This is a genomic window from Kribbella lupini (genome assembly GCF_039529595.1).
GTDB classification, from domain to species: Bacteria; Actinomycetota; Actinomycetes; order Propionibacteriales; family Kribbellaceae; genus Kribbella; species Kribbella lupini.
In genome coordinates this window covers 852,040-865,159 of record NZ_BAAANC010000002.1, presented here as the reverse complement: position 1 = coordinate 865,159, position 13,120 = coordinate 852,040, and the positions used below count along the sequence as shown (strand labels likewise).

Here is a 13,120-nt window from a genome sequence, read left to right as displayed (position 1 = left end):
TCCACATCCGGCGTGTCAGAACGAGCTGTGTCCGGCGGAGGGGGACGATGGGGGTTAGATGACCGACATGCTGAGCCGTCCGGGCGCCCGTGACGGCGGATCCCACCAGGCGCCCGGGCCCGCCCAGCCCGCGCCGACTGTCCCGCCCAGGCCGGTGGTGGTCGCTGCTGTCGTCGGAGCGGGCGCCTGTCTGCTGGCCGGGCTGCTGGCGTGTGCCGCGGTCGCGGTGATCGGCTGGCTGGCCGCGACCTTCGGCGGAGCCTCCGGCGCGGTCCGGGCCGGCGCGTCGGTCTGGCTGCTCGCCCACAAGGCCGGGCTCACCCTGAACGGCGCCTCGATCTCGGTCGCTCCCCTCGGCCTGACCGCGTTCGTCGGCTGGTGCCTGTACCGCGGTGGCCGGTTCACCGCGCGGATCAGCGCCGCCGACCGTGGCAAGGACCTGCTGACCGCCGCCGGCGTGTTCGCTGCGACGTACGGTCTCGGCGCGCTGATCATCGCGCTGCTCACCTCCGAGGGCGCGCTGAAGATCTCGCCGCTGTCGGCCTTCCTCGGTGCCGCCTCGCTGGCGGTCGTCGCGGGTTCGGCCGGGATCCTGGTCGAGTCCGGCGCCGCCGCGGACCTCGCCGACGCGACCCCGACGGGGCTGCGCGACGCCGTACCGGCTGCCGCGGCCGCCGTACTGACCGTGATCGGCTTCGCCGCCCTCCTGTACGGCGTACTGCTGGCGATCCGCTTCTCGCGGGTGACCGCGATGCTGGACCTGCTCGACACCGGCGTCGTCGGGTCGGTCGTGCTGTTCGCGATCTGCCTCGGCCTGCTGCCGAACCTGGTCGTCTACTTCGTCTCGTTCCTGGCCGGGCCGGGGTTCCAGCTCGGCGTCGGGACGTCGATCGCGCCGACCGGCGTCGACGTCGGAAACCTGCCCGCCCTGCCGCTGCTGGCCGCCGTACCGAGTGACGGCAGCACGCCGACGTACTTCCTGGTGCTGACCGCGATCGTGCCGTTGCTCGCCGGAGTCGTCGCCGGGCTCGTGGTGGCGCGGCGCGGGCTGGCCGCGCCGGAGTCCGACGCGCTGGGCTGGGACGCGTTCGCGCTGCGCGGCGCGATGTCGGCGCTGCTGGCGAGCGTGGGGCTGCTGATCCTGATGCTGCTGGCCGGCGGCTCGGCCGGGCCGGGGCGGATGGCCGACTTCGGCGTGTCGAGCGCGCTTCCGGCCGCTGCGCTGCTCGGCGCCGGGATGGCGATCGGCGCGGCGGTCGCGGCCGGCGTACTGGCGGCTCGCCGGCCGGCCGAGCACGTGCAGCCGACGGCCTGACGGCCCGGCCGACCGGAGCCCTGAGCCCGGGCGATAAGGTTTGGCGCGTGACAGACCCGGTGGCGCCCACGCCTCACCCCGCGCGGCTGGTCGTGCTCGTCTCCGGCTCCGGCTCGAACCTGCAGGCCCTGCTCGACGCCTGCCAGGATCCCGCGTACGGCGCCCAGGTGGTCGCCGTCGGCGCGGACCGCGACGGCATCGCCGGGCTCGACAAGGCCGCGGCGGCCGGCGTCCCGACGTTCGTGCATAAGGTCAAGGAGTACGCCGAGCGGGCCGACTGGGACCGCGCACTGACCGCGTCGGTCGCTTCCTACCAGCCCGACCTGGTGGTCTCGGCCGGGTTCCTGAAGCTGGTCGGCGACGACTTCCTCGCCGCCTTCGGGGACCGCTACATCAACACCCACAACGCGCTGTTGCCGGCCTTTCCCGGCATCCATGGCCCCCGTGACGCGCTCGAGTACGGCGTGAAGGTGGCCGGCGCGACGCTGTTCTTCGTCGACGGCGGCGTCGACACCGGGCCGATCATCGGCCAGGTCGTCGTACCGGTTGAGGACGACGACACCGAAGAAACCCTGACCGAGCGGATCAAGGAGGTCGAGCGCCGCCAACTGGTGGACTGGGTCGGCCGGCTGGTTCGCCAGGGCTGGACCATCACCGGACGAAAGGTTCGACTGAAGTGAGCACCGACCGCAGGCCGATCCGCCGGGCGCTGATCAGCGTCTACGACAAGACCGGTCTGGAGGAGCTCGCTTCCGCGTTGCACGCGGCCGGCGTCCAGATCGTCTCCACCGGTTCCACGGCGGGGCGGATCGCCGCGGCCGGCGTACCGGTCACCAAGGTCGAGGAGCTGACCGGCTTCCCCGAGTGCCTGGACGGGCGGGTCAAGACCCTGCACCCGAAGGTGCACGCCGGGCTGCTGGCCGACGTCCGCAAGGCCGACCATGTCGAGCAGCTGGCCGAGATGCGGGTCGAGCCGTTCGACCTGCTGGTCAGCAACCTGTACCCGTTCACCGAGACGGTCGCCTCCGGCGCCTCCACCGAGGAGTGCATCGAGCAGATCGACATCGGTGGGCCGTCGATGGTCCGCGGCGCGGCGAAGAACCACGCGAACGTCGCCGTGGTGACCTCGCCCTCGCAGTACGAGGACATCTACACGGTGCTGGAAGAGGGTGGTTTCTCGCTGGCCGAGCGGCAGAAGCTGGCCGCCGCGGCCTTCGTGCACACCGCCGAGTACGACGTCGCCGTCGCGTCCTGGATGGGCAGCGTGCTCACCGACACCGGCGACGGCTCGGTGTTCCCGGCGTGGGTCGGGTCGGCGTGGGACAAGAAGGCCGTCCTGCGGTACGGCGAGAACCCGCACCAGCCGGCCGCGCTGTACCTGAACGGCCGCGGCGGTCTGGCCGGTGCGGAGCAGTTGCACGGCAAGGAGATGTCGTACAACAACTACGTCGACGCCGACGCGGCGCGGCGGACGGCGTACGACTTCGCCGAGCCGGCGGTGGCGATCATCAAGCACGCCAACCCGTGCGGGATCGCGGTCGGCGCCGACATCGCCGAGGCGCACCGGCGCGCGCACGAGTGCGACCCGGTCTCGGCGTACGGCGGAGTGATCGCGACCAACGCCCCGGTCTCGGTCGAGATGGCCAAGCAGGTCGCGGAGATCTTCACCGAGGTGCTCGTCGCCCCGGCGTACGAGGACGGCGCGGTCGAGATCCTGCAGGGCAAGAAGAACATCCGCCTGCTCGTCGCGCCGCCGCGCTCGGACGCCGAGCTCGTCGAGATGCGCGCGATCAGCGGCGGCCTGCTCCTGCAGCACAGCGACCGCTTCCAGGCCGAGGGCGACGACCCGAACGCCTGGACCCTGGCCGCCGGTGAGGCCGCCTCGCCCGAGGTGCTCGCCGACCTCGCCTTCGCCTGGAAGGCCTGTCGCGCGGTCAAGTCCAACGCCATCCTGCTCGCCTCCCAGGGCGCGTCGGTCGGCGTCGGCATGGGCCAGGTCAACCGCGTCGACTCCTGCCGCCTCGCCGTCACCCGCGCCGGCGAACGCGCCGCCGGCTCCGTCGCCGCCTCCGACGCGTTCTTCCCCTTCCCGGACGGCCTGGAGGTCCTCCTCGAAGCCGGCGTCACCGCGGTCGTCCAGCCCGGCGGCTCCATCCGCGACGAGGCCGCCATCGAAGCCGCCACCAAGGCCGGCGTCACCATGTACTTCACGGGGACGCGACACTTCTTCCACTGAGTTTCTCCCCACGCAGGAGGCGACCGCCGTGGTGCGGTCGCCTCCTGCGTCTTTTTCCCGAGAGGACCGACGTGCCGATCGAGTACGAGGCGAAGGTCCTCGACATCGACGCAGCAGCCATCCGCCGCCGCATCGCGACCGCCGGAGGCCGGCGCCTCGGAGAAGTGCTGCTCCGCCGCTTCGTGTACGACGTGACGCCCGGTGACACCAGCCGCTGGATCCGCCTCCGCGACGACGGCAGCCAGGCCACCCTGACCGTCAAGGAGATCGCCCACGACGGCATCGACGGAACCACCGAGACCGAGGTGACGGTGGGGGACTTCGCCGACGCGCACGAGCTGGTGCAGCGGATGGGATTCCGGGCGAAGTCGTACCAGGAGAACCGGCGGGAGAGTTTCGAGCTGGCGGGAGCGCGGCTGGAGATCGACAGCTGGCCGTTGATTCCGGCGTACCTGGAGATCGAAGGGAGCTCACGGGACCACGTGGTGGAGGTGGCGGGACTGCTCGGGGTGGAGGCGGAGCGGTTGACCGGCGAGAACACGGTCAAGGTTACGCGCGCTACGGGATCGACTTGGCAGGCTTGACCGAGTTGCGGTTCGGCACTCCCGAGGCGTGACGCCGGCCGTGTGTACGTCGGCCGCGGGTGGGCACAGGCCGGGCGAGGGAGGGTTTTGACCAGGCCCACGAGGAGTGCTGATGGCTGAGAGCAAGGTGTCCGACGAGCTGTGGGACGAGTTCCACCTGCTGGTGAACATGACGTCGCGCGAGCTGGAGGACTGGCTGCGCACGAACGCGTCGTCCGAGACCACCGAGGCGCTGCCTGAGGATGCGGGTGAGGAGCTGGGCGCCCAGGTCGTCCGGATTCTCGGCAAGCGCCGCGCTGACCTCACCGACGACGACATCTCCACCATGGAACGCGTGACGATCCGCGTCCGCCGTGAACGCGGCGAGGACCTCGACCCGGTCGCGGGCGACGCTCACTGGCGCCACAAGTTGATGTCGGTGGGCCACGACCCGCTCAAGCCGACGGGCGCCAAGACCTTCTGAGCGACTAACTCAAGAGCCTGGGGAAAGAAAGCGCTCTCCTGGCTGGCGACGTTGTGCCGAAATGACTTCGGTAGAGACATTGCCGAACTCCTCGGTGGCACTTAGGGTGAGCCGCACCTGTCCCGATGTGACCGCCCGGTGGGGAGAACGATGTCAGTGAAACGTCGTCGCAGTTTCGTGGTGCTCACGGCCTTGGCCGTGGTGGCGCCGGTGGGGTTGACCGCGGTACCGGCCGACGCGCACAGCAGCAAGCGCGTGGTCGGGTACTACACGCAGTGGAGCGGCTACGACCGCAACTTCCTGGTCAGCGACCTGGTGAAGAACGGGACGGCCGCCAAGCTGACCCACCTGAACTACGCGTTCGGGTTCCTGGACGAGCAGGGCAAGTGCGTCAGCAGCGATCCGTGGGCCGACTACCAGCGGCCGTTCACCGCTGAGCAGAGCGTCAGCGGCCAGGCCGACGTTGCCGGTCAGCCGCTGTCCGGCAACCTGAACCAGCTCAAGCAGCTGAAGAAGAAGTACCCGAAGCTGCGGATCAGCATCTCGCTCGGCGGCTGGACGGGATCGAAGTACTTCTCCGACGCCGCGCTCACCCCGGCCAGCCGGGCGGCCAGCGTGAAGTCCTGCCTGGACCTGTGGATCAAGGGGAACCTGCCGGGCGCACCGGCCGGTGCCGCGAAGGGTGTCTTCGACGGCGTCGACCTGGACTGGGAGTGGCCGGGCAGCGAAGGCAACCCGGGCAACGTGATCCGGCCCCAGGACAAGCAGAACTTCTCCGCGCTGGTGCACGAATACCGCACCCAGCTCGACCGTTCGTCCTGGCCGTTCAAGGGCCGGTACACGCTCTCGGCGTTCCTGCCGGCCGCACCGGCCCAGATCGACAACGGGTTCGAGGTCAAGAAGCTCTTCAAGGACCTGACCTTCGGTACGACGCAGGGCTACGACTACCACGGCGCCTGGGACCCGCAGACCAACCAGCAGTCCGCGATCGACGGGCCTGCCGGTGATCCCGCGCCGGCCGAGTTCAGCTCGCAGGTGACGATCGACGCGTACCTGACCCGCGGCGCGCCGCGGAGCAAGCTGGTGATGGGCGTCCCGTTCTACAGTCGCGGCTGGACGGGCGTGACGAACCAGAACAACGGCCTCTTCCAGCCCGCCACCGGCGCCGCTCCGGCGACGTACGAGCCTGGGTACGAGGACTACAAGTTGCTCAAGGCCCAGCTGGGCAAGTTCACCGTCCACCGCGACGAGAAGGCCGGCTTCGCCTGGCTGTTCGACGGTACGACGTTCTGGACCTGGGACGACCCGACCGAGATGAAGCGCAAGGCGCGCTACATCAACCATCGCGGCCTCGGCGGCGCGATGATCTGGTCCCTGGACGGCGACACCGCCGACGGCGAGCTGATCACGTCGCTGCACCGTAATCTCCGGTGAGATGTCGCTGACGAAGGCCTAGGGTGTCGGGGTGGACCTCGACATCCTGGCCGACCGGTTCGGCGCGCGGAACGCCGAACCGGTGCACGTCGGGTGCTCCGGCGCGACCGTCGTCCGGCTGGAGCGTGGGACGGAAACCCTTTACTACAAGGCCGGTCCCGACGCTGCCGACGAAGCGGACCGGGTCGCGTGGCTCAGCGCGACCGGCTTCGGCTGTCCGCAACTGCTTGATCGAGGCAACGACTGGATGCTGACCTCGGCACTCCCCGGCCGCGACGCCTCCCAGCCCTGGCCCGCCGCCGAGCGCCCCGCCGTACTGCGAGCCGTCGCTGAGTGCCTGAGGCAGCTGCATTCCCTGACCGACTGCCCCTTCGCCTCGCCGTTCCCGGGCGCGAAGACAATCGTCACCCATGGCGACTACTGCATGCCGAACGTCCTGGTCGACCCGGAGACCCTGCGCTTCACCGGCGTACTGGACCTCAGCCGCCTCGGCCTCGGCGACCCGTACGTCGACGTCGCCCTGATGACGATGAGCCTGTCCGGCGACCTGAACCCCCAGTACGGCGGCCCGCCGGCAGCGCGCTCGTTCGCCCTGGACTACGGCGCGGACCCGGAGGACGACCGGATCCCTTGGTACATAAGCCTCGACAACTTCTAGAGGTTGCGCAGCAGCGCGAGGACCTTGGGCCAGGCGTCGGCCTGGGCCGCGGCGTTGGTGGGGCGGTCGCCGCCGAGGTAGGCGGTGTGGTCGGCGGCCGGCTCGTAGACCCGGGTGCCTTGGGGCATGTACGGGTAGGTGCCGACGTTGTGGCCGGCGCCGGGGTAGACGAGGGCCTTGTGGGGATAGGGGTTCTCGGCCGCGTCCAGTTCGGTGACGATCAGCTGGGCGGCCGGAGCCGACGGCCAGATGCCGTCCGCCGTACCAGCGACGGTGAGGACCGGGCCACTGACGCGGTCGACCGGGATCAGGTCGTCGGTGGCCAGCGGTTCGCCGTGCAGGGTCCAGGCACTGGTGAGGTAGTCGGGGAAGCCGGCGACGACTTTCGCGCTCGGCGCGTACAGGATCGCGCCGTGGATCAGCGTGGGGAAGTTCTCCGCGATCAGCAGCGCGGCCTCGGCGCCGCGGGACGGGCCGAACGCGACGACGTGCGCGCGGTCGACGCCCGGTTGCGAGGCCAGGATCGACGCCGCCGTACGGAAGTACTCGAGCGGGATCTCCTTCAGGGCCTTCGGCAGCCCGGGAGCACCGAAGTACGCGACCGTCAGCGCCGGGAACCCGTGCGAGGCCAGCAGAGCGGCCGTCAACGCCTGGCTCATCCCGCCCTCGGACCCACCGAGCAGCAGCACCGCCGGATGCCGTTTCCCGTCCGGCTTCGGCAGGAACAACCCGCCGACCACTTGGTCCTTCGCCAACGTCAACGCGCGGTCGGTCACCCCGTCCGTCGCCCATCGGCGGGTCTGCGTCGCCGTGGCCAGTGTCTTCGCGCCGTCTCGCACACTGATCCGCACGACCGCGTGCGGCCCCTCGCCGTTCACCTCCGGGAGGTAGAACTGCTGGTCGGGATCCCCGTCCGGCGGATTCATCGCCCAGAACAACCCCATCCCGTCGACGCCCCCGTAGCTCCCACCCACCGGGGCCGCCCGGTCCAGGTCGACCACCCCCACGTCATCAGCCTCGTACGACGCCGACGCCCGCCAGTTCTTCCCCGCCCGATCGGTAGCCTCCGCCACCACCTCGACCCGATCGCCACCACCCAGCCCAGTGACCTTCACGTGCGTCACCTCATCAGCCACCACCACCTCGGGCCCGACATCGACCCGGACCTCGCCGGGCCCGGAACACCCCGTCGCCACCAGCACCAGAACCGCCAGAACCACCAGAACCCGACGCATCCACATCACCCCACCAACCGGTCTACCTCGGCTGGAGGTCACCTGACGACGACCTGAAGGCTCGGCGGTAGGCGCTGGGGGTGGTGTGCAGGGCGGACTGGAGGCGGCGGCGGAGGTTGGTGGCGGTGGAGAGGCCGACCTGGTGGGCGATGGTTTCGACGGGGAGGTCGGTGGTTTCGAGGAGTTGGCGGGTTCGGGCGATGCGTTGGGCGAGCAGCCACTGGCCGGGGGTGGTGCCGAGTTGTTCGGTGAAGCGGCGGGTGAGGGTTCGGGGGGAGAGGGCACAGCGGTTGGCGAGGTCGTCGACGGTCAGCGGCTCGGACAGGCGGTCGGAGGCCCAGTCGAGCAGGGGCGCGAGGGAATCGACGGCGGCGCTCGGGGTTTCGACGCGGTACTGGACCTGGCCGCCTTCGCGGTGCGGCGGCATCACCATGCGGCGCGCCACGCGGGCGGCGTACGCGGCACCGTGGTCGGTGCGGACCAGATGCAGGCAGAGGTCCAGCCCGGTGCCGGAGCCCGCGCTGGTGGCGAGGTCACCGTGGTCGATGTAGAGCACGTCGGGATCAACCCGTACGGCGGGGAACCGGCGCTGCAGCTCCTCGCCGTACGCCCAGTGTGTGGTCGCGGTTCGCCCGTCCAGCAGACCGGTCGCGGCCAGAGCGAACGCGCCGGAGCAGATGCTCACGAGTCGGGCACCACGCCGATGGGCCCGCTGCAGCGCGCGCAGGACAGCCGGCGACGGCGGCTCGTCGATCGGTAGCCAGCCCGGCACGATCACCGTGTCGGCGCGATCCAGCGCGCGCAACCCCAACGGCACCAGCATCTCGAAACCGTTCAACGTCGCCACCGCGCCCGGCGTTTCCGTGCACACGCCGAAGCTGTACTCGTCGCCCCGGAAAACCCCGGCCGCGCACCCCAGCTCGAACGTGCTCTGCGGAGCTTTCACCAGCGCGACCACCCGATGCCTGGCCATGGCAGAAAAGTACCCGATGAAGACTTTCCTGACACTGTCCGCCAAGCCTCGCGCCACGGCAGGCTGAGGCCTATGGATTTCGAGTGGACCACCCCGGCCGACGACCGACCCACCCGCGAACTCTTCCCCGGCATCCGCCTGCGCTCACTGTGGAAGAGCCCGGCGGGTGCCTCAGCCCACGTACTGGAAATGGACCCCGGCTCGACCTGGCAAGGCATCGACGTGCACGAGCCAGGCCCCGAGGAGGTGTACGTCGTCGATGGTGTCTTCAACGACGGCCTGCGCGACTACCCGGCCGGCAGCTTCATCCACTGTCCGGCCGGTAGTCAGCACGTCCCTCAAACCACCGAGGGCTGCACGATCTTCGTCTTCTACCCCGAGGGCTAGTTCGACTCGCGGAGTTCGGTCGGTGCGCCGTGCACGGCCGGGATCGTTCCGAGCTTGCCGGCCTGGAAGTCCTCGAAGGCCTGGACGACCTCGTCGCGGGTGTTCATCACGAACGGCCCGGCCATCGCGACAGGCTCACGAATCGGCCGACCGCCGAGCACCAGTACGTCGAGGTTCGGCTCCGCCAGTGGCTGCGAGGTCGAGGCGGCGGTGCGGATCGTGTCGCCCGGTCCGAACAGCGCCAGCTGGCCCTTCCGGAACGGCCGCCGCTCGGCACCGACCGTGCCCTGACCGGCCAGCACGTAGACGAGCGCGTTGTAGTCCGCCTGCCAAGGCAGCACCATCTCCGCGCCCGGGCTCACCGATGCGTGCACCAGCGTGATCGGCGTGTGCGTCGACCCCGGCCCGTCGTACCCGCCGACCGATCCGGCGATGACGCGGATCAGCGCGCCGCCGTCGGGCGTCGACAGCAGCGCCGAGTCGCCGCCGCGAATGTCCTGGTACCGCGGCGCCGCCCACTTCTGCGCGGCCGGCAGGTTCACCCACAGCTGGATCCCGTGGAACAGCCCACCACTCAGGACGAGGTGCTCCGGGGGCGTCTCGATGTGCAGCAGGCCGGACCCGGCGGTCATCCATTGCGTGTCGCCGTTGGTGATCACGCCGCCGTTGCCCTGCGAGTCCTGGTGCTCCATGATCCCGTCGAGCATGTAGGTGACGGTCTCGAACCCGCGGTGCGGGTGCCACGGCGTGCCCTTCGGCTCGCCCGGCGCGTACTCGACCTCACCCATCTGGTCCATGTGGATGAACGGGTCGAGGTCCCGCAGGTCCACGCCCGCGAAGGCCCGGCGTACGGGGAACCCCTCGCCCTCGTACCCGGTCGGCGCCGACGTCACCGACCGCACCGCGCGCTCACGGGACACGGCCGGGTCGGGCTGGTGGACGCGGGGCAGCACGGTGATGTCGCTGACGGTGACGGCAGGCATGGAAGTCTCCTCGCTGGGCAGGTAGTTCAAGAATAAACTAACTGCCCCAACAGCGGCAAGGCCGCAGAAGATTCCCCGTTACAGGTACTGCCCGACCAGGCGCGTGCTCTGCTCCCGCCAGTACGACGGAACGTCGGCCGGCACCAGCTCGGCCAGCTGCGCCTGACTCGGCTCGGCGATCTCCGCGATCCGCGTGGCCTGCCGCGCGACCGTCGCCTCGAACACGCTGCGCGCCTCGCGCCCGTTCCCGAACCCGTACTGCCCGCGCAACGGCCCGAGCAACCGCCCGACGCGTTGGCCGACGCCGTCGCCGAGGGTGAACCCCGCGTCGTCGGCGAGGCCGCGGAAGATCTCCACCAGCTCGCCGACGGAGTAGTCGCCGAACCGCAGTGTGACCGGGAACCGCGACCGCAGCCCGCTGTTGGCGTCCAGCAGCGTCTTCATCTCCTTCGAGTAGCCCGCGAGCACTACCACCAGGTCGGTCCGGTGCAGCTCGATCTGCTGGACCAGCGTCGCGATCGCCTCCGCGCTGTACGCCGTACTGTCGGCCAGCGCGTACGCCTCGTCGATGAACAGCACCCCGCCGATCGCGCTCTCGACCACCTGGCGGACCTTCGGCGCGGTCTGACCGATGTACTGCGCGATCAGGTCGCCCCGGGTCACCTCGACCAGCTGCCCGCTGCCGAGCAGGCCCAGGTCCCGGTAGATCTCGGCGACCAGCCGGGCGACCGTCGTCTTGCCCGTCCCCGGGTTGCCGACGAAGACCATGTGCCGGGACTGCTCGACCGGCTTCATCCCGGCCTTCGCCCGCAGCACCTCGGCCTCCGCCTCGGCGGTCAGCCGGCGGACGGCGTCCTTGACCTCGCTGAGGCCGACCAGCTGGTCGAGCTGCTCGAGCGCGGAGCGCGTCGTCGCCGGCTCCTGCACCCCGACGCCCTCGCTCGCAAGCAAGGGCAGGTCGTCGGCGAGCAGCTCGCGGACCTGTTCCGGCGTCGGGTCCGCAAGCGCCGCGATCCGGACCGCCTGCCGGACCGAGATCTGCTCCAGCAGTGAGCGCGCCGCCCGGGCGTTCCCGAAACCGATTGCCCTGGGCAACCGCCTCAGCAGCAACGGGACCCGGTCGGCGAGGTCGTCGGCGAGCACGTAACCCGCCGTACCGGCCAGGGTGCGGAAGAGCGTGAGCAGCTCGCCGTCGGTGTAGTCGGGGAAGTTCAGCACTCGCTGGACCCGCGACCGCAGCGCGGGGTGACTGTCCAGCAGTTCCGTGATCGCATCCGGGTAGCTGGCCAGTACGACGACCAGGTCGTCGCGCTGCTCGTCCATCGCCTGCACCAGCGCCGACAGCGCCTCCGGCTGCTTGGCCAGCCGGTGCACCTCGTCGACGTACAGCAGGCCGCCGACCGCGCGGGCAACGGCGCTCCGCACGTTGGCGGCTGCCTGGCCGGTGCCGCCGGCAAGGATCTCCGCGCGGCCGACGGCGACGACGTGCCCGGAGGTGAGCCGGCCGTGCTGCCGGTACGCCGCCGCGAGGTGACGCGCGACGGTCGACTTGCCGGTCCCCGGACGGCCGACGAACAGCAAGGGGCGGGTCCGCCGCGTGATCGTCATCCCCGCCCCGGCCCGGAGCCCGGCGACCTTGGCCTCGGCGACCAGTTCGCCGATCTGCTCCTTGACCGTTGTCAGCCCGACCATCCCGGCCAGCTCACCCATCGGGTCCGGGCCGGCGGGCGTGACCGTGTGGTGCCGGGCGGCGGCCCGGAGGTCGTACAGCGTGCGCAGGTTCCGTAGGTACAGCGCGGGCAGCGCCAGGTCCGTCGGTTTGAGCGGCCAGCCCGGCAGTCCCTTCAAGGACCCGCCGACCAGGTAGGCCGCGGCCAGCCAGCGCCGGACCGCATGAGCGGCCCCCGCCTCGCAAGCCCGCGCCATCCAGCCTTCCTGGCGGCGGATCCACGCCTTGCGGTCGTGCCGTTTCGCGATGTCGTCGAAGTGTTCCTGCACCTGCGCCGTGCTCACCCCGGCGAACAGCAGCCCGGCCGGTACGTCGGTCCGCCCGACCTGGTGCAACAGCTCGGCCAGGTGCAGGTCGAACGACTGCTCGCGCTCGAAGGTGACGGCCGAGATCTCCGCGTACGCCGCCCGCAACCGGGTGATGCCCCAGATCAGCAGCTCCAGCGGGTTCTCCGACTGCTCCGGCAGTACGGCGTACGCCTCGTCGCTGCCGCACAGCTCGGTGCGCCACAGCTCCTTCAGTTCGCCGTACGGGAGCTCGCGGTGCGCGCGCAGCAGGTCGGGGTCGTCGGCGACCCGGTCGAAGAGCTCGGCGATCAGGGTCCGGCGCGGTTCCAGCGGCTCGACGCCGCGGTACAGCTCGAGCACCTGGCGGAAGAAACCGACCAGCAGCTCCCGCAGGTCGGGTGCGTCGCCGAGGTCCTGGAAGGCGCCTCCGGGTAGCTCGAAGCGGCTCCGGAACATCCAGCTGTCGTACTGGTACGGCGAGAAGGGCTCCTTGCGGAACTCGTCCATCAGGTACGCCAGGTTGTTCGCACCCGGCCCGCTGACGATGCTCATCGGCGGGTAGAGCCGGGCCGTCAGGTCGTGGAAGGCCGACGCCAGGTACGGCGCGTCCTCGCGCAGGTGGGTCCGCTTCAGCTCGCCGGTCAGCCGGATGGGCTCGAACGCCGGGTCCAGGACCAGCTCGGTCGCCCGCGCCTTGGTCTCCTCGAGCCACCCGTCCGGGAACGGCCAGGGCGCGCTCGGCCCGAACACGTGCAGGTACGAGCGGTCTTCGCTGAGCAGGATCCGCAGATCCTCGGGCAGGTCGGCCATGGGCCCGAGACTAGGGCGCGGCCGTG

At 70.6% G+C, this 13,120-nt stretch carries 12 protein-coding genes; 8 read left to right on the top strand and 4 right to left on the bottom strand.

From position 1 onward, the window contains the following. The first annotated feature begins 58 nt into the window (after positions 1-58). From ABD235_RS17330 to ABD235_RS17300, 7 genes are all read left to right on the top strand, one after another. Positions 59-1,315 carry a cell division protein PerM gene (locus tag ABD235_RS17330; protein ID WP_344175208.1) on the top strand — a complete coding sequence of 419 codons (1,257 nt, stop codon included), beginning with the start codon at positions 59-61 and terminating at the stop codon, positions 1,313-1,315. 47 nt (positions 1,316-1,362) lie between these two features. Then, positions 1,363-1,995, top strand: coding sequence for a phosphoribosylglycinamide formyltransferase (gene purN, locus ABD235_RS17325; RefSeq protein ID WP_344175207.1), 633 nt, complete (start codon positions 1,363-1,365; stop codon positions 1,993-1,995). Further along, on the top strand, positions 1,992-3,551 hold the full coding sequence (gene purH / locus ABD235_RS17320; RefSeq protein WP_344175206.1) for a bifunctional phosphoribosylaminoimidazolecarboxamide formyltransferase/IMP cyclohydrolase: 1,560 nt from the start codon (positions 1,992-1,994) through the stop codon (positions 3,549-3,551). The genes purN and purH overlap by 4 nt, the downstream gene beginning before the upstream one ends. Before the next feature lie 71 nt (positions 3,552-3,622). Then, complete coding sequence (locus tag ABD235_RS17315) at positions 3,623-4,135, top strand: class IV adenylate cyclase (RefSeq protein ID WP_344175205.1); 513 nt, start codon at positions 3,623-3,625, stop codon at positions 4,133-4,135. 112 nt (positions 4,136-4,247) lie between these two features. Further along, positions 4,248-4,598, top strand: a complete 351-nt coding sequence (locus ABD235_RS17310) for a DUF3140 domain-containing protein (RefSeq protein ID WP_344175204.1) — start codon at positions 4,248-4,250, stop codon at positions 4,596-4,598. 150 nt (positions 4,599-4,748) lie between these two features. Continuing rightward, a complete protein-coding gene (locus tag ABD235_RS17305) occupies positions 4,749-6,032 on the top strand; it encodes a glycoside hydrolase family 18 protein (RefSeq protein WP_344175203.1) in 1,284 nt (427 codons plus the stop codon). A 31-nt stretch (positions 6,033-6,063) separates the two neighbouring features. After that, positions 6,064-6,690: a phosphotransferase gene (locus tag ABD235_RS17300; protein ID WP_344175202.1), complete on the top strand. Its 627-nt coding sequence runs from the start codon at positions 6,064-6,066 to the stop codon at positions 6,688-6,690. Here ABD235_RS17300 and ABD235_RS17295 read toward each other — a convergent pair. Beyond that, entirely contained in the window at positions 6,687-7,925 is a 1,239-nt protein-coding gene (locus ABD235_RS17295; protein WP_344175200.1) for an acyl-CoA thioesterase/bile acid-CoA:amino acid N-acyltransferase family protein, read from the bottom strand. The two genes, ABD235_RS17300 and ABD235_RS17295, sit on opposite strands and share 4 nt — an antisense overlap. A gap of 22 nt (positions 7,926-7,947) precedes the next feature. Then, complete coding sequence (locus ABD235_RS17290; protein ID WP_344175199.1) at positions 7,948-8,898, bottom strand: helix-turn-helix domain-containing protein; 951 nt, start codon at positions 8,896-8,898, stop codon at positions 7,948-7,950. A gap of 72 nt (positions 8,899-8,970) precedes the next feature. Between ABD235_RS17290 and ABD235_RS17285 the strand changes: the two genes are divergently transcribed. After that, positions 8,971-9,285, top strand: a complete 315-nt coding sequence (locus tag ABD235_RS17285) for a cupin domain-containing protein (RefSeq protein WP_344175197.1) — start codon at positions 8,971-8,973, stop codon at positions 9,283-9,285. Here ABD235_RS17285 and ABD235_RS17280 read toward each other — a convergent pair. Together ABD235_RS17280 and ABD235_RS17275 are read right to left on the bottom strand one after the other, a co-directional pair. Continuing rightward, positions 9,282-10,268 carry a pirin family protein gene (locus tag ABD235_RS17280; RefSeq protein WP_344175196.1) on the bottom strand — a complete coding sequence of 329 codons (987 nt, stop codon included), beginning with the start codon at positions 10,266-10,268 and terminating at the stop codon, positions 9,282-9,284. The two genes, ABD235_RS17285 and ABD235_RS17280, sit on opposite strands and share 4 nt — an antisense overlap. A gap of 78 nt (positions 10,269-10,346) precedes the next feature. Further along, a complete protein-coding gene (locus ABD235_RS17275; RefSeq protein ID WP_344175195.1) occupies positions 10,347-13,094 on the bottom strand; it encodes an AAA family ATPase in 2,748 nt (915 codons plus the stop codon). Positions 13,095-13,120 lie beyond the last annotated feature (26 nt).

Bases quoted from the DNA above. Each gene is read 5' to 3' on its own strand.
- ABD235_RS17330 (WP_344175208.1), top strand. From the start codon at position 59: ATGACCGACATGCTGAGCCGTCCGGGCGCCCGTGACGGCGGATCCCAC.
- ABD235_RS17310 (WP_344175204.1), top strand. From the start codon at position 4,248: ATGGCTGAGAGCAAGGTGTCCGACGAGCTGTGGGACGAGTTCCACCTG.
- ABD235_RS17305 (WP_344175203.1), top strand. From the start codon at position 4,749: ATGTCAGTGAAACGTCGTCGCAGTTTCGTGGTGCTCACGGCCTTGGCC.
- ABD235_RS17295 (WP_344175200.1), bottom strand. From the start codon at position 7,925: ATGCGTCGGGTTCTGGTGGTTCTGGCGGTTCTGGTGCTGGTGGCGACG.
- ABD235_RS17290 (WP_344175199.1), bottom strand. From the start codon at position 8,898: ATGGCCAGGCATCGGGTGGTCGCGCTGGTGAAAGCTCCGCAGAGCACG.
- ABD235_RS17285 (WP_344175197.1), top strand. From the start codon at position 8,971: ATGGATTTCGAGTGGACCACCCCGGCCGACGACCGACCCACCCGCGAA.
- ABD235_RS17280 (WP_344175196.1), bottom strand. From the start codon at position 10,268: ATGCCTGCCGTCACCGTCAGCGACATCACCGTGCTGCCCCGCGTCCAC.
- ABD235_RS17275 (WP_344175195.1), bottom strand. From the start codon at position 13,094: ATGGCCGACCTGCCCGAGGATCTGCGGATCCTGCTCAGCGAAGACCGC.